This window comes from Sulfitobacter sp. IGS-18, from assembly GCF_059628195.1.
In genome coordinates, this window is sequence record NZ_JCAQIH010000003.1 from 80,207 (window position 1) to 99,605 (window position 19,399).

14 protein-coding genes are annotated in these 19,399 nt (G+C 61.4%); 9 read left to right on the top strand and 5 right to left on the bottom strand.

Annotated elements, in window-relative coordinates:
- The first annotated feature begins 90 nt into the window (after positions 1–90).
- The gene (locus ACWNZ3_RS21125) at positions 91–1,866 is read left to right on the top strand and encodes a PQQ-dependent methanol/ethanol family dehydrogenase (RefSeq protein ID WP_496902518.1); all 1,776 of its coding nucleotides are present in this window, start codon (positions 91–93) and stop codon (positions 1,864–1,866) included.
- An 85-nt stretch (positions 1,867–1,951) separates the two neighbouring features.
- Here ACWNZ3_RS21125 and ACWNZ3_RS21130 read toward each other — a convergent pair whose 3' ends face one another.
- On the bottom strand, positions 1,952–4,294 hold the full coding sequence (locus ACWNZ3_RS21130) for a caspase family protein (RefSeq protein ID WP_496902519.1): 2,343 nt from the start codon (positions 4,292–4,294) through the stop codon (positions 1,952–1,954).
- Between the two features lie 509 nt (positions 4,295–4,803).
- Positions 4,804–6,285 carry a caspase family protein gene (locus tag ACWNZ3_RS21135; RefSeq protein ID WP_496902520.1) on the bottom strand — a complete coding sequence of 494 codons (1,482 nt, stop codon included), beginning with the start codon at positions 6,283–6,285 and terminating at the stop codon, positions 4,804–4,806.
- Positions 6,286–6,306: 21 nt separating this feature from the next.
- Between ACWNZ3_RS21135 and ACWNZ3_RS21140 the strand changes: the two genes are divergently transcribed.
- Both ACWNZ3_RS21140 and ACWNZ3_RS21145 read left to right on the top strand, forming a co-directional pair.
- Positions 6,307–6,510, top strand: coding sequence for a hypothetical protein (locus ACWNZ3_RS21140; RefSeq protein ID WP_269362961.1), 204 nt, complete (start codon positions 6,307–6,309; stop codon positions 6,508–6,510).
- A 111-nt stretch (positions 6,511–6,621) separates the two neighbouring features.
- Positions 6,622–7,248, top strand: coding sequence for a hypothetical protein (locus tag ACWNZ3_RS21145; protein WP_496902521.1), 627 nt, complete (start codon positions 6,622–6,624; stop codon positions 7,246–7,248).
- A 291-nt stretch (positions 7,249–7,539) separates the two neighbouring features.
- Here ACWNZ3_RS21145 and ACWNZ3_RS21150 read toward each other — a convergent pair whose 3' ends face one another.
- A complete protein-coding gene (locus tag ACWNZ3_RS21150; protein ID WP_496902522.1) occupies positions 7,540–9,642 on the bottom strand; it encodes a serine/threonine-protein kinase in 2,103 nt (700 codons plus the stop codon).
- A 140-nt stretch (positions 9,643–9,782) separates the two neighbouring features.
- On the opposite strand from ACWNZ3_RS21150, the gene tssH reads away from it, so the two are divergent.
- Genes tssH through ACWNZ3_RS21175 form a run of 5 tightly spaced genes read left to right on the top strand, consistent with a single transcriptional unit; the run spans position 9,783 to position 16,910 of the window.
- Positions 9,783–12,521, top strand: a complete 2,739-nt coding sequence (gene tssH, locus ACWNZ3_RS21155) for a type VI secretion system ATPase TssH (protein WP_496902523.1) — start codon at positions 9,783–9,785, stop codon at positions 12,519–12,521.
- Positions 12,522–12,535: 14 nt separating this feature from the next.
- Entirely contained in the window at positions 12,536–13,651 is a 1,116-nt protein-coding gene (locus tag ACWNZ3_RS21160; RefSeq protein WP_496902524.1) for a DUF2169 family type VI secretion system accessory protein, read from the top strand.
- On the top strand, positions 13,648–14,703 hold the full coding sequence (locus tag ACWNZ3_RS21165; RefSeq protein WP_496902525.1) for a 3-oxoacyl-ACP synthase: 1,056 nt from the start codon (positions 13,648–13,650) through the stop codon (positions 14,701–14,703). The genes ACWNZ3_RS21160 and ACWNZ3_RS21165 overlap by 4 nt, the downstream gene beginning before the upstream one ends.
- On the top strand, positions 14,652–15,986 hold the full coding sequence (locus ACWNZ3_RS21170) for a PAAR-like domain-containing protein (protein ID WP_496902526.1): 1,335 nt from the start codon (positions 14,652–14,654) through the stop codon (positions 15,984–15,986). The genes ACWNZ3_RS21165 and ACWNZ3_RS21170 overlap by 52 nt, the downstream gene beginning before the upstream one ends.
- A gap of 21 nt (positions 15,987–16,007) precedes the next feature.
- Entirely contained in the window at positions 16,008–16,910 is a 903-nt protein-coding gene (locus ACWNZ3_RS21175; RefSeq protein WP_496902527.1) for a beta propeller repeat protein, read from the top strand.
- Between the two features lie 310 nt (positions 16,911–17,220).
- Here ACWNZ3_RS21175 and ACWNZ3_RS21180 read toward each other — a convergent pair whose 3' ends face one another.
- Both ACWNZ3_RS21180 and ACWNZ3_RS21185 read right to left on the bottom strand, forming a co-directional pair.
- The gene (locus tag ACWNZ3_RS21180) at positions 17,221–17,571 is read right to left on the bottom strand and encodes a hypothetical protein (protein ID WP_496902603.1); all 351 of its coding nucleotides are present in this window, start codon (positions 17,569–17,571) and stop codon (positions 17,221–17,223) included.
- Entirely contained in the window at positions 17,568–17,996 is a 429-nt protein-coding gene (locus ACWNZ3_RS21185; RefSeq protein ID WP_114274305.1) for a DUF6484 domain-containing protein, read from the bottom strand. Before ACWNZ3_RS21185 ends, ACWNZ3_RS21180 begins: the two co-directional genes overlap by 4 nt.
- Positions 17,997–18,229: 233 nt before the next feature.
- Here ACWNZ3_RS21185 and tssA point away from each other — a divergent pair, with 233 nt between their 5' ends.
- Entirely contained in the window at positions 18,230–19,384 is a 1,155-nt protein-coding gene (gene tssA, locus ACWNZ3_RS21190) for a type VI secretion system protein TssA (RefSeq protein ID WP_496902528.1), read from the top strand.
- Positions 19,385–19,399: the final 15 nt, after the last annotated feature.

Sequence of the window (19,399 nt, forward strand, 5' to 3'; positions counted from 1 at the left end):
TCCGCGAATAGTACTGGCAATGGAGGCTGTGCCGCGATTGCGCGCACTTAGCGGATGACGCCCAAAAACGGGCTTATGGGAGGAGAAGATATGAACAAATTCATGATCGCAGTCGTTGCCGGCCTGCTGGCGACATCCGCATTTGCGGAAGGCCAGGGTTCGGGTGTTACCGAAGACATGCTGGCGAATGATACCGCGTCCACGCAGGATGTGCTGACCAACGGCATGGGCCGTCACCTGCAACGGCACTCTCCGCTCGACACGCTGAACAAGGACAACGTCAAGAACCTTGTTCCCGCCTGGGCCTTCTCGCTGGGAGGAGAAAAGCAGCGCGGCCAGGAAACCCAGCCGCTGGTGCATGACGGCGTCATGTATATCACCGGGTCCTATTCGCGGCTGTACGCCATCGATGTGAAGACCGGCGAAGAGCTTTGGCAATATGACGCGCGACTGCCCGAAGGCATCCTGCCTTGCTGTGACGTGGTCAACCGCGGTGCGGCGCTCTATGGTGAGAACATCTATTTCGGCACGTTGGATGCGCGCATCGTCGCGTTGAACGCCAAGACCGGCGATACCGTATGGAACAAGAAGATCGCGGATTACAAGGCCGGCTACAGCTACACGGCCGCACCGCTGATCGTGAACGGTCTGGTCATAACGGGCAATTCGGGCGGTGAATTTGGTATCGTCGGGTCAGTGCAGGCCCGTGATGCGGAAACCGGAGAAATGGTCTGGGAGCGTCCGGTGATCGAAGGTCACATGGGCATGCTCAACGGCGAAGAGAGCACCATGACCGGCACGCTGAACGCGACCTGGCCCGGCGACATGTGGAAGACCGGCGGCGGGGCGACCTGGCTGGGCGGTTCCTATGACGCGGATACCGACACTCTGGTCTTCGGCACTGGCAACCCCGCGCCCTGGAATTCCTGGCTGCGTGACGCGGGTCAGAAAAACGACGGCACAGGCGATAACCTCTACGCGGCTTCGCGTCTTGGGATCGACCCGGCAACGGGCGAGATCAAGTGGCACTTCCAGACCACCCCCCGCGAAGGCTGGGACTATGACGGCGTGAACGAGGTCGTGGCCTATACCGACCGCGCCGGCAACAAGCGTTTTGCGACCGCCGACCGGAACGGCTACTTCTACGTGCTGAACCGCGAAGATGGTGCGTTTGTCTCGGCCACGCCATTCGTCAAGGATATTTCCTGGGCCAATGGCATCGACGATACCGGCCGCCCGATCTTCAACGAAATGAACCGCCCCGGCGATCCCTCCGGGGCAGCCGACGGCAACAAGGGTGAAGTTGTATTCGCCTCTCCGTCCTTCCTGGGTGGCAAGAACTGGATGCCGATGGCACATTCGCCGGTCACGGGCCTGTTCTATGTCCCGTCAAACGAATGGGGGATGGACATCTGGAATGAGCCGATCACCTACAAGAAAGGCGCAGCCTACCTCGGATCCGGTTTTACCATCAAACCGAACTACGAGGATCACATCGGCAGCCTCAAAGCGATCGACCCCGACACCGGCGAGACCAGGTGGGAATTCAAGAACGATGCCCCACTCTGGGGTGGTGTGATGACCACTGCGGGTGGTCTGGTGTTCACCGGCACGCCCGAAGGCAAGTTCATCGCTTTTGACGACGAGACCGGCGAGGAACTGTGGTCGTTCCAGACCGGGTCCGGCATTGTCGGCCAGCCGATCACCTGGGAACAGGACGGCGAACAATATGTGACCGTGATCTCCGGCTGGGGCGGGGCGGTGCCGCTCTGGGGTGGTGAAGTCGCCAAGAAGGTGAACTACCTCAACCAAGGTGGCACCCTCTGGACCTTCCGCCTGCCTGAGCAATTGGCCTCAGCCAACTGATCCGGACCAGAACCTGATTGCGCCCCCGAATTCGTTTCGGGGGCGCTTTTGTTTCGCGGGGCCTTTGTGGATTTATAGGTCCTGTTCAGAACAGGTCAGGCCGTGTCGGGCGTTCCGCCCAATAGATGCGCGCGGCGGTTTCAAGCTCGGACAAGCGGTCGTTCGATGCGGGCGGCAGGCCGTGGTCCTGCGCCATCCGGTCGAGGATGCGCCGCGTCATTGGGCCAATCGCGCCGTCGATCGGCATGGTCGCACCCAGTTCCACCAACAGCGTCTGCGTGGCCAGCGCCAGTTCTTTTGGCGGTTGGTCGGCAAGCAGTGCGGCAGCGGTTTCAGAGGCTTTTGTGTTCGACAGATGCCGCGCCTTGGCCAGACGTATCAGGGCGGAGGTGCGGGTCTGGCCCTGCACCGTGCCGTTCAGGATCAGCGCGGCGGCATTGACACCGCCCCATCCGTCACCACGGGCAAGGCCTTTATCGTACCACGCCACCGCCTGTTGCGGACCCTGGCCCGGCACCTGACCGTTGACGATCATCCGACCCAGTGCGGCGGGGCCGATGGGATGCCCGCCGTCCGCAGCTTTCACGAACCAGTCATAGGCGGCGGCAAGGTCGGTTCCGTCTTCGGTCAACCCGTTTTGCGCCACAAAACCAAGGTTGAAATATCCGTAGATGTCGTTTCGCGCGGCGGAGGCGCGCAGATAACGCATGCCCCGTTCGGGCAGGAAGTGTTCGGTGTCGGGCGTCAGGAAGTAGATGCCCAGTTCGTTCATTGAATAGGTATGGCCAAGTTCTGCCGCGCGGTCGAGCAGTTCGAACCCGTCCTGTCGCCCCTGATCGGTGTCGCTGTTGCGCAGCAGGTGCAGGCCTTTGGAGTGCATCGCAAAGGGATCACCCGCTGCGATCCCCCGATCATAAAGCGCCATTGCGCGGACCGGATCGGCGGCGATGTTCGCTGCTGCACGGTCGATCTTGTCGGTGATCAGCAACCGTGCGGTGCCGTTCAGCGCCCGGATGTGACCGGCGTCTGCCGCGGCGGAAAAGCTGTCGAAGCTGGCCTTGAACAGGCCGGCGGCCTGTTCGGCACGGCCCAGCTGATAGCGGAAACGCGGCGTATCGGGATTCTGCGAGACTGCAGCGCGGCATTCGGCCAGCGCGGGAGCGATTTCGATCTCGTTGGGAAGCCGGTAAAAGCCGACGCCGCCCGGGTCCAGCGCGTCACCCGCCGCCAGATCGCAACCATTGACCTCCATGTCCAGCGACACTGTCACGGGGGCGGGGCCATCGGGCAGATCGAAGGTGAGGGTGAAGCTGTCGGAAAGGTCGATTTGGCGCGTGGTCGCGCGCCGTTCGCTGAGCCGGGGGCGATAGATCATGCCGTTGTCCGCAACGCTCAGGGTGCCGTCGGACGGGGGTGTCGTGACGGCGAAATCCAAGGCCTCGGTCAGGTTCAGCGCCCGTGTGAGCGCGGCGGTCAGCGGTACGTCGCGATCATATGTCGCCGTGATCGTCACCGCGGCGGGCAGGGTGGCCGGTTCCGATGCTGTCCGGGTTTCGCTGCTGACACCTTCCTGCGCAATTTCCGCAGCGGCAAGGAGCACCGGCGGCACCGGGACGCCCTGCTTGCGCAAGCGGAACGGCTGCACCAGCGTAGAGCTTTCCCATGGCACCTGTTTCCCCTTGGTCGTCTTGTAGACGTTTTCGCGCACGCGGGCAAAGACCGACAGGATGTCGTCATCCGGATAGGCATCGACCGCCGCCAGGATCGCCGCGGTATAGGGGCTGTTTTCACCGCCCTGACCGTCGAAGGCGACCATGCCGGGAGCGGTTGAAAAGGCCACAAGCGAATTCAAAGGGGTCTGGAAGGCATCGAACCCGCTGCGGGTCTCGAACAGGCTGGCGTCGAGATTTCCCGCCATCATCTTGTCGGGAAAGGGATTGTCGCGGCAGGCGTCGATGATCGCCACATGCACCTCGCCCCGCGCGGACAGCACCTCAATCACCCGGTCGAGTGTCACGCTCTCCACTGGCAGGTCATAGATGCTGTCGAAGGCCACATCGACGGGAAGCAGATAGTTCCGCCGACCGATCTGAAGACCGTGACCGGCATAGAAAAACACGATTTCCGCCCCGTCGGAGACATTCAGGATCGAGGTGCGCAGCAGATCCTCGAACCCGCGACGGTCGATGTCATAAGCGTCAAAGACCGTGAACCCTTCGGTCCGCAACAGGTCTGCCATGCGTTCCGCGTCGTGGCGGGCGTTGCCCAGATCGGGGATTTCGGCGTAGTCCTGATTGCCGATCACCACGGCAAGGCGCGCAGGGTTCCGGGCCTCCTGTGACAGGGCGGGGATGGACATCAATGTGCCCAATGCCAGCCCCGTCAACAGATGGCGCAGACCTGCGTCCAGTGAAGGGGTGAGGGGCATCACCCGCCCCAACCACCGGCGCCGCCACCGCCACCTGCCCCTCCGCCGCCGCTTGGTTCCGGTATCTCAACAGGTGGCGGTACTTTCTTTTTCACCGGGGTTACCTGCGGTGCGGGGGCTTTGCGCGCATTTTTTTTGGTCGCGGCCTTTTGGGGTTGCGGCGTGGCTGTGGTGGCTTTTGCCGCCGGGGGGGCTTCCGGTTTCTGCGGTTCCGGGCAACCTGCAAGCGGCAGCGTGCAGAGCGACAGGGCGATGACCTTGAACTTCATGAGGTATTCCTTTTCTGAATAAAATTGACCCGCAGGCTGCGGCGTTCGAGAAATTCGGGTGGCGGCAATAATCGCCGGGATGGGTTCTACAGCGTCCCGCCTTTAACCTGATACAACCGGTATCGGCGATGTCCCGAGAGCGCGAAGCGCGGCAGGGTATCGGCGATTCATGTTCAAGGCCGGGCGCTTAAATCTATTGTGAACTAGAACATATTCCGGCGATTTTGTCCAATTTTTCAGCTATTCCGTCAGGCCATAAGCCCGGCGCAAACCGCGTTGTGTGCCGGGGCCAAAGTCGCCGTCGATGGAGCCCTGATAGAAATCATGTTGGGTCAATCGCGTTTGCAGGGCGCGACGGGTCGCAAGTTTGAGTTGGTCGGGATTGTCGGTCAGTACCTTCAGAACCGACCGGCTGCCTGCGCGCAGGGCCTGGTAGAGATATTCCGCCGCATCCTCGGGTGTCTTGTCGGGGATCAACCCGTCGTCGATCAGCGCGGCGTAGTTGTACATTGCCTGCGGATGCCGCAGGTCTGCCGCGCGTTCGAAATAGATCAGGGCCGTCTTGGGATCGGCGGGCAGGCCGAGCATGCCCTGGTAATAGAAAAATCCCAGATCGTTCAGTGCATCGGGGTAATCCTGCCGGGCCGCCTGACGGTAGAGTTCCAGCGCGCGGGCGGTGTCCTGCGGCACACCCTTGCCCGCTTCGTACTGGACGGCCAATTCGTATTGGGCTTCGGGCGAACCTGTTTTGGCGGCGCGTTCGATATATTCGGCGGCGGCGGATGGATCAAAGCGCGGATCTTGCGGGTTCAGCCGCATGTAGGCCAGGTTCATCATCGACCGGGTATCGCCAGCCTCGGCCAGTTTGATGAACTGGGCCTCGTCCTCGGGGCGCAGGGCGGACCATGCCAGTTTGGGATCTTCGGCGTTTACCTGTGCGGGCAGATCACCCGCGCCGGCCAGGAAAAATGGTATGCCCGACAGCGACCCGTAGGTGTGCGGTTCCTGTCTGTTGCCGGTGCGGCTTAGCACGTCGTCGCGCACCTGCCGGAACATCAGCGATATTTCGAGCCCTTCCTGTTTCATCTTGTCCATCAGGGCCAGCGCGAATGGGCTGTTGTTGCCGTTGCCGTCCAGGGCCACATTGCCGTCCTTGGCCGCGAATGCGACCAGCGTACCCCGGTCCGGTGCCGGTGGGGCCAATCCGCCCGCGCCGCGAGTGGCCACGTCGGAGGCTGTCGATTGCACCGGTTTGGACAAGTCGATGAAGTCGCCGAATGGATTGTCGCGGCATGAATCGAGGATCACGATCCGCATCTTGCGCGCACGGTCCACTGCGGCCAGCAGATCGTTGAGTGACAGGGCTTCCTTCTGGATGTCCGCGTTCGAAGTCACTTGTGCGTCTGCCGGGATCAGAAAGTTTTCGCCCTGCACTTCGACCCCGTGCCCTGCAAAATAGACCAGGGCGAGATCGGCGGTTTCGGCTTCGAAGGCAAAGGTGTCGAGGGCCGCGCGCATGTCGCTTCCGCTGGCATTGATCAGGGTGGTGACCTGAAATCCGATGTCATCCAACACGGCAGAAAGGGCAGTGGCATCGTTCGCCGTGTTCTTGAGCGGCGGTATCGACCGATAGTCGGACACGCCGATCACCAGCGCCACCCTGTCGGCGGCGGCAACGGGCCATGGCAGAACAAGCAGAAAGCAGATCACAAGCCAGCGCATCGCGTACCTCGGTTCAATGAAATGCAAAAAGGAATCAACTTCAATGTTGAGATGATAGCCCCGATTTCCCTGCTGAAAAAGCCGTACACTTTTCTGCTGATGCGAGAGGGCGTTCAGAATGGCAGTGGTATTCTGAACCATTTCGTGTTGTCATCGGGCATCTTTCCCACGTCTATTTCGACACCGGCGCGGGATTATGCAGCCGTTATTTTCGGCGGTGAATAATACGAAGCAGGTCAGGATGCGCGAGATCGGCGCGCAGGCAGATAGTGACCAATTCAGGGCGGAACCGACACCGCGCCATAGACATTGGAGGTAACGGAAATGTATCTCTCTTTGACACGTTTTGCTCTGCTCGTCATTGTGGCCTGCAGCATCGCGACGGCATCATCCGCACAAGATAACGAAAGCGGGTACGGCCCGGATAATCCCAATAACGAAACGTCGAATTTCCTGTTCCCTGCCGGCAGTCCGGAGGCGTTGCCGCGCAAGACCGCGAGGGCGCTTTCGGCTGCCGTCACCAATGCGGTCGTGACGGAACTGAAAGCCGCGAGTGCGTTTTGCGGCAGGATCAAGCAGCGGGAATATGTGATCGACTGTCTGGCCTATGAACACGCCAGGATTGCCGCCGCCTTGCCAAACACAGGTGAATACGCCGCGGTCAAGGAGGCGGTGGCCCAGACGGCGACCCGGCTGGAAAAGGTGGTGCGGCAGAACCGCAGCCGGACCTTGCCCGCAGCGCCAATCGCACAGGGCGGCTCCAAACCGCGCCGCACCGCACGGGCGCTGCGCCCGGTCGCCACCGAAGCCTTGCCAAAGGCCGCCGCCGAGGCGACCCGGATCATTCAGGAAACGCAGACGGTGCTGATCCGGTCCACGGAGAACTCACAGGAGCGGCGCCGTCAGTTCCAGCGCATTGTGTCGGCGATGGACACCGGGACGATCCTGTTGCGGTCGATTTGATCCAACGAAGAACCAGTACAGTTGCTAGGTCGTGTTGACATTCATTGTCGCCCACCCGTTTCAGTCCAAAACTGCTCAGTTCCAGGCAAGAGAGCGCAGGAATAGCCAGCTATTTCAAGCTCTCTTAACGCAGAAATGGGCAATTTTGGCGAAACCCCTGCGGGGCGCGGCGGATTTTGCCTCTGCCATCCCGGATGTTCGCTTCCAATGATCACATTGCTGCGCTCTCATCAGGGCGCCAGCGGCAAAATCCGTCTCGCGCGGGTGGGCGACAATGAATGTCAACACGACCTAGGGACGCGCGTCGATGATCCGTGACGCGATGCCCAGAATCTCGTCTTCGCGGCCCTTCAGGGTTTCGACAAGTGCCCCGGCGACCGAGGAGACACTTTCGTCGCGCGGGCGCCGCATGTCGAACAGCGGAGTTCGGGACAGGATCGCGATGACCTCGCTCTTGCCGTAATCGTCCTCGGTCACCTGAATGGCCAGCCGCGTCGGATCCTCGGCAAGCGCCGCGATGGGCCAGAGAATCCGCACCCGGCGCAGGCCGTTTTCGATCACGCCCAGATCGTCGATCATATGTGCGGTGCTGTTGATGTTGGGCAGGACGTGGAACACCTTTCCGGTGTTGTCCACGACCATCACCCACAGGGATGCGCCTGTCAGGGTGGCCGGCATCTGGATGTCGACGACGGGATTCTCGCCGGTTGTGAAGACGCCGGTCAGCGCCGCTTCGCCGGTTTCGCCCTTGCCCAGCCAGATCGACACGGTGTCGGCGACCAGCGGTGGCAATGCGGCGCGGATGGCACAGAGATCTTTGTTCAGCGTGCGGGTCTCGACCCTCAGATCGCGGTCGCCAAGGTGCGGTTCGATACCGGCGCGAATGGTCTCTACGTCGGTATTCGCGGCGACATCGCCGATAATTGTGACGGTATCGAACAGGGCATAGTCGCTTTGCGTGCCGTCCAATTGCTTAAGCGGGCCGCAGCTTGCCAGTTCGGTGAGATAGGGTTCGAGTGCGGCAGCGGGCAGTACCCTTGGCCCGGCGACAAGATCCGTACGAACGTCCAGCCCCTCTTCAGTGCCGTAGGCTGTCAACCTAGTGTGCACGGCGTCGCGCGCCGCACGCGACGCCGCCAGGCCGGAGATGTTTGCCGACAGATCCGAAAGGGTCACCGTCCAGTTTTCCAGTTCCGATGCAAGCGTCATCAGATCAGCCGCATTGTCGGGCCAATCGGGGGCGGGCATGCCGACAGCCAGTGTGACTTCGCCAGGATTGGCAAGCGTCCCGGCCGCACTGGCATATGCATTGCGCAACCCGGTAGCGGTTTCGGAATCCGGCGCGTTGGCGATCAGCGATTGTTCACCATCGGGATCGAAAGTCGCCGTCATTTCATAGGGGGAGGCAATCTGCAGGGCGGGGGCAAACAGATCGTCCAGCATCCCGGTGAACCAGGCAGCACCCACAGCTACCGCGCAAAATGCGACAAGACCCAGAACCAGTGGCGCGCGGCTGCGCTTGCGTGCCTTGCCGCCCGGGCCTTCGGTCTGGGTCCCGGTGTCGGGGCGAAACTGGCTGTCCAGCCAGGCGACCGCTTCGGCGGCATCTTTCGGACGGTCCTCCGGGCGCAGTTGGGTCAGCCATTCGATGAGCGGTCGCAACGGGTCGGGCACACCGTCAGTGTCCAGTGCGGCGGCCTTGCGGCGCATGATTTCGCCGGGCGTGGTGCCCAGATCAGGTACGTCGCGCCGCCATGCCGCCAGCAAGGTCGCGCCCAATGCATAAAGGTCGGCCTGAGACGTTGCCTTTCCGTCCAGTTGTTCAGGCGCGGCATATTCGTATTTTCCGGCAAACTGGTTGCCGACAATGGTGCGTGCGCCCGCGGCGGTATCCTTGGCAATGCCAAAGTCGATGATGGTCGAGCGTTCCGGTTTGCCGCCGCGCAAGATGATATTATCGGGGCTCAGATCGCGGTGGACGATGCCGTGCGCATGGGTGGCGACCAGTCCTTCCAGCACACGGTGCGCCACGATCAGCAATTCGCGCGGGGTCAGCTTGCGGTCTTCCATCACGTCGCTCAGCGACGGACCTTCGACGTAATCCATCACCAGAAACACATGGCCCGCATCAGAGCGTGACACCTCGGTATAGCGGACCACCGCATCGTGCTGAATCGCGCGCATCTGGTCTTCGCGGCGCATCAGGTCGATGTATTCGGCATTGTCCGAGAACTGAGCGTTCAGCGCCTTGATCGCGCAGTCGCGTTCGTTGATCTGGTTGCGGGCGAGATAGACTTCGCCGGTACCGCCGCGGCCCAACACGCCGGCAATTTCATAGGTGTTGTTCAACACCTGTCCGGTCTTGAAGATATCCGTCGGCAGCGGCGTTTTCATCAAATGCTCCAGTTGGCGGGACATCGCCCGCCAAAGTTGTCGATTCAAAATCAAATTCGGTCTAGTATAGAAGACTATAAAACGACTTTGATTATTTCATCAGTACCCCGTTACGACAACATTTTTTGGAGGATATTGATATGTCCGCACGCGGATCGCAGGAAACGATCAAGCGCAAAGAGCTTGTGGGCAAGCTGAATCCGGCATGTCTGAAGGCATTTTCAGAGGCCGCGCAATCCGCAAAACGACGTGGCAACCCCTATGTGGAGCTGATCCATTTCGTCACGGCCCTTGCCGACGCGGAGGGCACGGATTTTGCGCTGTTGCTGGAATCGGCCGGGGTGGACCGGCACAAATTCGACGGTGACGTGTTGCGCGCCACGGATGCGCTGCGCCACGGTGCCGGGTCGGTCGAGGAGTTTTCCGACCATATCTTTCGCGCCATTCAGGAAGCATGGAGTTTCGGATCGCTGGAATTCGGGGATGATACCGTGCGGTCGGCTTATGTGCTTCTGGGCGCGCTTCAGGTGCCGGTGCTGGAAGGGCTGCTGTTCAAGATCAGCCTTGAGTTCGACAAGATCGATCCGTCGGCGATGGCGGCCCAGCTGGACGATCTGCTGGTCGATTCCATCGAGGCGCCCGCAAAACCGGCCGAGGACGGGGCCAGGCCCGCGCGCAAGGCGCCGGGTGGCAAGTCGGCGCTGGAACAGTTCGCGACCAACCTGACGGCGCGTGCGCGCGACGGCAAGATGGATCCGGTCGTGGGCCGCGATGCGGAGATCCGCCAGATCGTCGATATCCTGCTGCGGCGCAAGCAGAACAACCCGATCCTGACGGGCGAGGCGGGGGTGGGCAAGACCGCGGTCGTCGAAGGCTTCGCGCAGCGGCTGGCGCGGGGCGACGTGCCGCCGCAACTGCGCAACGTCGATTTGCAGATGCTCGATATCGGGTTGATGCAGGCGGGGGCTTCGGTGAAGGGCGAGTTCGAAAAACGCCTGAAATCGGTGATTGAAGAGGTCCAGTCCAGCGACACGCCGATCATCCTGTTCATTGATGAAGCGCATACGTTGATCGGCGCGGGCGGTGCCGCCGGAACAGGTGATGCCGCGAACCTGTTGAAACCGCCGCTGGCACGCGGAGAGTTGCGCACCATCGCGGCGACGACATGGGCCGAATACAAGCAGCATATCGAACCCGATCCGGCACTGACCCGCCGCTTTCAGGTCGTCAAGATCGAGGAACCGGATGAGGAAAAGGCGGTGCTGATGTGCCGCGGCATCGCCGGGGTGCTGGAGAAACATCACCGCGTCGAACTGCTGGACGAGGCAATCGAGGCGGCAGTGAAGATGTCGCACCGCTATATCCCCAGTCGCCAGCTGCCGGACAAGGCGATCAGCTTGCTGGACACGGCCTGCGCCCGAGTGGCGGTCAGCCAGCACGCGACCCCGGCAGAGGTCGAGGACATTCAGCGACGGCAGTCCGCCCTTGAGATCGAACAGGGCATTATCGACCGTGAAGAGGCGATCGGGATTGATGTGACAGAGCGCAAGGCCGAGGTCGAGGCGCGGCTGGCACAGGCAGCGACAGCGCTGGAGGCGGCAAGCGCCCGCTGGGAGGCCGAAAAGGAAATGGTCGCGGAAATCCTTGATCTGCGGGCACAGTTGCGCGGTGCGGGTGCTGCGCTTGATGACACCGGCGAGATCGGCGACGCGGTGCCCGAAGAAGATGCGCCGGACGCCGACATGAAAGCGGATCCTGAAGGTCCGGCAGAGATGGCCGAACCTTTCGACCGCGACGGCGCGTTGGCCACGCTGCGGGAACGGATGCTGGCGCTGACCACGGCGCAGGGGGAAACACCGCTGATCCTGCCTGCCGTGGACAAGCAGGCTGTTGCCTCGGTCGTGCAGGACTGGACCGGCATCCCGATGGGCCGGATGATGTCGAGCCAGACAGAACGCGCGCTGGCACTGGCAGCGTCGCTGGCGGAACGTGTCGTCGGCCAGGATCACGCGATGGAGATGATCGCGAACCGCATTCAAACATCCGCGGCCGGGCTGAAACCTCCTGAAAAGCCGGTTGGCGTCTTTATGCTGTGCGGGCCGTCCGGTGTGGGCAAGACGGAAACCGCGCTGGCGCTGGCCGACCTGATGTATGGCGGCGAGGACAATGTGATTTCGATCAATATGAGCGAATATCAGGAAGCACATACGGTCAGCACCCTGAAAGGGGCGCCGCCGGGATATGTGGGCTATGGCAAGGGCGGCGTTCTGACCGAGGCCGTGCGGCGCAGGCCCTATTCGGTGGTGCTGCTGGACGAGGTCGAAAAGGCACATCCGGATGTGCACGAGATTTTCTTTCAGGTCTTCGACAAGGGCATGATGGATGACAGCGAGGGGCGGCGCATCGATTTCAAGAACACGCTGATCCTGCTGACCTCGAACGTCGGATCGGAAGAGATCATGGCGATGACCGAGGATGGCAAGACCAAGGCCGATGCCGAAGAGTTGAACAACGCCCTGCGCGCGCCCTTGTTGGGGGTCTTTCCGGCGGCCCTGCTGGGGCGGGTTGTCACGATCCCCTATTATCCGCTGTCCGATACGATGATCGAGGTGATTGCGGGCCACAAGCTGCGGTCGGTGGCCAAGCGGCTGCTCGAAGGGTACGGTGCGGAACTGGTGATCGGCGACGGGGCGATGGATGTGATCAAGGCCCGCGCGACCGAAATCGAATCCGGCGGGCGGATGATCGACGCTATTCTGACAAATACGCTGATGCCCGAACTCAGCCGCCGTATCCTGACCTACAGTCTGGACGGAGCCACCCTGCGCAAAGTCACAGTGACGGGCGGCGCAGATGGTTTTGATTACGCGTTCGAATAGGTGGGAAGCGCGGCATGATTGTGTATAACCGCCTCGGGCTGCGCCACCAGCACATCGTTGCGATGGACGTGGCCGGGCGCGAGTTTTTCGTGATGGTCGTCAAGGGCAGCTGGGCCTTTCCCGACCGCGATGGCGGCCAGATGACCCTGCTTCCCGAAGCCGACCAGATGCCGCTTGTCTATGCCGATGAGGCTACGGGTGAGCCGGGTTTTTCCGCAACGCGGTGGGAAACCGATTTCGCCTTTCGCAAACCCGCCTGCGACGTGGTGCTGCAGGGCGCGGCCTATAGCCCCGGGGGCCGCAAGGTGCCGCGCGTGCAGGTTGGTCTGCGGGTGGGTGGCTGGCACAAGACGCTGATGGTCGTCGGTCATCGCGAATGGCGCGTTGTGGGCCCTGCGATCATGGCAACCGATCCGTTTCCGTTTACACGGCAAGCCTTTGGCTATGACACCGCATTCGGCGGCACTGACCGGCTGAACGCCGATGCCGCAAATCCGCACGCCTACATGATGAACCCCGTTGGGCGCGGCTACGCGCATCCGCGCAACCGCGATCGGCTGACCGGCGCGCCGCTTCCGAACACCGAAGAAGTGGGTGTCGAGGTCACCTCGCCCTTCGAAGACTATCGCCCGATGGCGCTGGGACCGATCTGGCGCGGGCGGGCGGACCGGTTGAAATATGGCGGCACCTACGACCAGAAATGGCAGGACGAGGTGTTTCCGTTTTTGCCGGCCGATTTCGACGAACGCTATTACCAGCAGGTCGGGCAGGATCAGCAGATCGCGCCGCCCGCGTCCGGCACAGAGGTGACGCTGCTGAACCTGACGCCAAAGGGGCGCGAACAATTTCGCCTGCCGCAGACCGAACTGCCGATGCAGATATTTCGCGGTTGGGAAAAGGCCTGGGAGGGTGTCCTGCGCCCCGATACGCTGATTTTTGACACCGAAGCGCGGCAGATGTCGATGGTATGGCGCGTCGACGTGCCGATGCGGCGCGTGATCACCGAATTCACCGAAGCCTGGATCGGGACACCGCCACGCGGGCTGGTGCGCGCCAAATCCAAAGGCAAGGCCTACCGGTCATTTGGCAAGCGCTTCGGTCGTCCCGGGGACAGCGAGGCCGCCGCATGAGTACAGGGGTGAACATCCTCTCGGCAGGCATGGTAACGGCCGTCGGGCTGGACCGGGCTTCGGCCTGTGCCGCCATGCGCGCCGGTCTGGATGGATTTTGCGAAACACAGTTTGTCGCGCCGGGTGGGGCATGGCTGCTGGGCGCGCCCGTCCCCTTGCCGCGCAACTGGATCGGGGAGAAACGGCTGGCGCATCTGGCGGCGGGTGCGATTGTGGACGCGCTGCAGGGGCAGGGCGGGGCACAGGCGGATATGTCCTTGATCCTGTGTCTTGCCGAAACCACCCGCCCCGGCCAGGTGGTACGCAACGTAGACCGTTTTGCCGCCCGCGTGCTGGAATTTTCAGGACTGTCCGAACGGACCAGGATGCAGGTGGTCTCGCATGGCCGTCCCTCCGGTTTTATTGCCCTTGAACGCGCCCGGCGCATGTTTGCCAGGGACGAGGCCCGGCATGTATTGATCATCGGTGTCGACAGTATGCTGAACGGGCCTGCGATTGCGCATTTCCTGCGGGAAAATCGCCTTTTGACCGGTGACAATGCCAATGGTTTCCTTCCCGGAGAAGCCGCCGCGGCCATCCTGTGCGCGCCGGGCAAACCGACGCATTTTGCCCTGACGGGTCTGGGGCTGACCCGGGAAGAGGCCTATATCTATAACCGCAAGGCCGAGGACGGGTTTGACCTGCCGCTGCGCGGCGATGGCATGACGCAGGCCTATCGCGATGCGCTTGAGATGAGCGGGCTTCAGGACTTTGGCCGTATAGATTTCCGCATCACCGACCTGGCAGGCGAGGCATTCTTTTTCAAGCAAAGCGCGCTGGCGATGCAGCGCATGATGCGCCTGCACCGCGATCCCCAGCCGATCTGGACCCCCGGCGATTGCCTGGGCAACATCGGTGCCGCGTTTGTGCCGCTGATGGTGGGCTGGGGCCTTGAAAGTTTTGAAAAAGGCTATGCCGACGGTCACCGCATCATGGTCGAAGCCTCGGGCGACGACGGCACTTGCGGTTCCGCGATCTTTCAGACGGCAGAACGAAAGCGGGCCGCCGCATGACAGTTTTTGCAAACAAGCTCGAAGTGTCCTGCAAGGCACAGGCCAACAAGGTCATCGCGGCCTTTCCCGATGTCTGCATGACGCCCCCGGAAAATCCGGCGACACCGCCCGGCGTGCCGATCCCCTATCCGAACTTCGGCTTTGATACGGACACCGACAAGGGCACAGGCACGGTCAAGATCGGCGGCAAGACCGTCAATCTCAAGAACAGTTCCTATTTTACCAAAACCAGCGGAGACGAGGCGGGCTGCGCCGCCAAGAAAGGTGTCATCAGTTCCAAGAACACCGGCAAGGCGTATTCGCAAGCCTTCTCGATGAACGTCAAAGCCGAGGGCAAGAACCTGACCCGCTTCTCTGACATCCAGACAAACAATCATGGATCGCCTCCGAATGTGCCCCCCTTTCCAAAAATCGGAAGCCCGAACCCGCCGAAAGACGGAGACCCCTGCAAGAGCGACTATGACAAGGCCGAAGAGGCGTGTGGCGACCAGGCAGGCATTGACGAAGCATGCAGAAAAGCGGCGCTGGACCTGTCGATCGGCGAACGCGGCGATATTATGGGAACCAGAGACGGCTACAACACGACGATCCCGGTCATGGGGTCGAGTTTTCGCGACAACGCTGACCTCATGGAAATGGCGGACACGGCGCAGATGGATCCATGTCTCGCCGCGCTGGCGTGCCGGTTGCCACCCAAGGGCACCAGCAACCAATGCCCCTGTCCGGGACAGACCGGTCACCATATGGTGCCCGCGTCCGGTTTTTACAATAACGGACGGGGTGAAGGTAAGATCGGGCCCGATGACTTCCCGATTGATATCTGCCCGGCACCTGTTCCAGCGCCTGCCGGACATGTTCAACCGCCGCCCTACAGTGCCACCGACGCGCCATGTGTGTGCGCCGAGGGATGTTCCAACACGACCGGATCGCACGGCATGATGCACACGGAGATGAGCGCTTTCGTGTCGGATAACGCGTCAGCCGTTGACCTGCCCGTTCTCAAAAAGACCGAACCGTTCATCGTCGTGGAAATGGAGAGCAAGCAAAGCCTGACCTATGAAGAGATGCGTGATGAATCGATCCGCTCACACAAGGTGGTCTTTCCCTGTTCGGATTGCAGTGATGCCTGTCTGAAGGCGCAATTGGACTCGTATCACTGCGATGAACTGGGCATGGCGCCTGACCAGCCGCTGAGGGCCGACCGATGTGGCAAAGGACCGGCAGAGGAAGGTCCCGCGCGGGTCTATGCGTCATTGCGATCTGACTGGCTCGCATCAGCCTAGATGCTTTTTGGGAGATGACAAATGAGGCCAATCCTTGAATCAACGTCTTTGACGCGGGCCGCCGTGCGCAACGACGATGAGGCCTTCTTCGGACTTGTCGTCGATGAATTTGCGCTTGATTTCGAGAACCCGCATGCCGTGATCTATGAATTGACCCCAACGCAGGCGACGGAACTGGGTTACTTTGATTTTGAGGTCTCTGCCCTGACCTATGCCAACGCCGGAAAGACGCGCATCGCGGTTGGTCAGTATGCCGAAGCAGTGATATTCGAAGATGGTGCCACAACGCTTGAAACCATTGATCCGGATGAAAGACCCGTGCGGGGCGTTGCAGCGGCGGGAGCAGATATCGTGGCCTGCGGTGCCAACCTTCGTGTTTACCGGCGTCAGGGTCCGGACAATTGGGTTGAATTCGGACCAGGCGACGGCATGCGCGACGAATTTCCCAAGAACCATCTCGAAGCGATAGCAGGATATTCCGGGACCGAGATTTACGCGGCGGGCCGTGATGGCGTGATCTGGTGGTATGACGGGTCCGTCTGGACACCGGTCCAATGCGCGACCAACCTGGCTTTCATCAGCATCCTCTGCGCCGATGACGGTTTTGTGTACCTGGGCGGCATCAGCGGTATCATGGCGAAAGGCCGCCGCGACGAATTTGTCCTCTTCACGCCGCCAAGCCCGATCAGGGATATCTGGGGGCTTCAGGATTTCCAGGGTGAAATCTATTGCGCCATGACCCGCGCTTTGCTGACCTGGACACCCGAAGACGGATTTGTGCCAGTGCCCGAAGCGATGATGCTGGCGAAGACGTTTTACAACCTCGGCAAAGGAGAGAACGTGCTTTGGAGCCTTGGCGAGAAGGATGTGCTGCGCTTCGATGGCGAAGCCTGGACAAGGATCAACCAGATCGCGGTTGCCTGATGATGCTTAGGCTTGGTCCCCTGAGCCAAAAATACGTTACATCGGCCATTTGCCTCCGGATCGCTTGCGATCCGGTTCGCGCCCGACCCCGCCCCCCCAGCGCGGGCGCGAACCTCTGTCGCAATGTCGCGAACTTCGCTTCCGGGTGATTACAGCGTTTCGGGATAAACTTGAAACATCCAACATCACTTTTCGCGTTCGACCGAAGGGAGAGGCAGCGAACAAGTGGTTCAGGTATATCCCGAAACGCTCTAGGCTCTGGACCTATTAATCTCATATGCCCGGTTTGACAGGTTCTTTACATGGCGCTTTAGCTGGCTGACGGCAGCTTCGACGCCAGATAACTCCGCACCGCATCCAGATCCAGCGTTTCAACGGTCATCTTTGCCGCTGCCGGTTGCAGCATGCGCAGGACGAACAATTCGCCCGCTTCGGGAAATTCCTCATAGCGGTCCTGCGCGATGCGCTGGCCGTGCTTGCCCGCCACGCGCAACCCGTCCAGATGCGCGTTCAGTCGGTCCACCAACCGCGCCAGCCGTTCCTCATCCATGTCGGGGTTTTCGTCCGGGTGCAGCAGGTGCCAGTCATAGACACACCACAGATGCGCCGCCTCTTCGGCGTGCTGGCGCAGGATGTCCTTGAGGACGGGGACCGACATCAGTTCAGGTTGACGGACCCGCCGCGGATCCTGTTGCTGGCCGAGGCATGGCTGACCAGATGGGTGCCACGAATGGTGATGTGGCCGTCCTTTTCCATGATGATCGCGGCCTTGCCGACCCGCAGCTCGATCCGTTCCTGAGCCTGGATGCGGACGGTCTGCCCGTCATGGATCACCCTTGGCGTGCTGTCTTCGGGGGCGCGGACAGGTTCGACGATGCGCCCGACAATCAGCGGACGGTCGCGCGCGCCATCCTCGAACAACAGCGCTACTTCCGATCCGGCGTCATCTGCACCCAACTGGGTCAGACTGCGTGCCGGGGTGGCATGGTCCGCCGGATTGCCGGCATAGACGACCAGCGGCCTTCCGTCCTCGAAGCCCAGCAACAGGCCGATCACGACACCGTCGACTTGTTCCTTGAGTTCCATGGGGTTCTCCGGTTTTGAATGACGTCGATCCGCGACAGAGGACAGAATGGCCAGCGGCGACAAATGCCAAAGCACACCATGATCGTAACACGCCAACGGCCGATTTGTCGATGGAAACAAGGCTGCCACCACCCCGCTGCCGGTTGTGATGTGACCGGCACCGCAATCGTTGCAAGAATCGAAGTAATCTGTAACACTCTTGTGAGTTTATTAATTTTTTTGAGGTCCGAGGCATGGATATTACACGCCTCCTCGAACCGCTTGGGGAGGATACTCCTTCCGGCATCGAGCTTAGAAACGAGGCCGGATTCCATTCATTGGAGCGATTGATCGAGCCTGCCGCGCGCGAAAACCGTCTGAACAGCGACGGTTCGATCAACGAAGCTGCTCCGGATGTGGATTGGGACGCGGTTTTCGACGGTGCGCTGGCGCTGGCGGCCAAGGGCCGCGACCTGCGCCTGCTGTGTGTTGTGGTGCGTGCGCTTTATGCCGAACAGGGGTTCGCCGGGCTGAGGGATGGCCTTGCGCTGCTGACCGATACGCTGGACCAGTATTGGGACAGCCTGCACCCGGAACTGCGCGAGCGCGACGATCCGGTGGCCGCGGCCCTGCCGCGCACCAATGCACTGCGCCAGCTTGATAACGACGACAACGGACTGTTGGGCGATATCAAGTTCTCGGTCGTGCTGAACCCGCGCGGCATCGGGCCGATCCTGAACGACGATCTGGCCAAGGCAGCCCTGTCCGATTTCGAGGTGTTGAACAGGGCGGCATCGGGATTGGGGCAGGCGGAAAAGGATGCCTTGGTCGCCCGGCATGGTCAGCGGGTGAACCGGGTCAAGGCGGCCGGGCGTCAGCTGGCAGCAGAAGAACCCGAACGCGCAGAGGAACTGATCACGGCGCTGCACGATTGCCAGAAGGCGCTGGCGGCGCTGATCGCAAAGCTGGCCGAAAAGGCTGGTCTCGGTGGCGCGCCGGGGCTGGCACTGCCGGAACTGACCGAGCTGCTGGCGAAGGCGCGCGAAACGCTGGAGCAAGCGCGCGCCGACACCGGCAAGGATACCGGCAAAGATGCCAAGACCGTCGAGGACGCGCCAGCCGATGTCATATCAACGGGCGCATCTGCCGCTCAGACAGGTAAGGAATTCATGACTGGCGCGGGTGGTGGATCAGGAGACATAAATTCAAGGACTGATGTTGAACGGGCCCTGGATCGGATCGTGGCCTTTTACGAACGCACCGAACCGTCCAGCCCGATACCGCACCTCGCACGCCGGATGCGCCGGATGGTGGCGATGGATTTTCTACAGCTCATGGAGGAAATCGCGCCCTCCGGCCTCAAGGAATTTCGCAGCATCGCGGGTGTGGAAGACGAACGCAAGAAATAGCAGCAACAGAAAGGT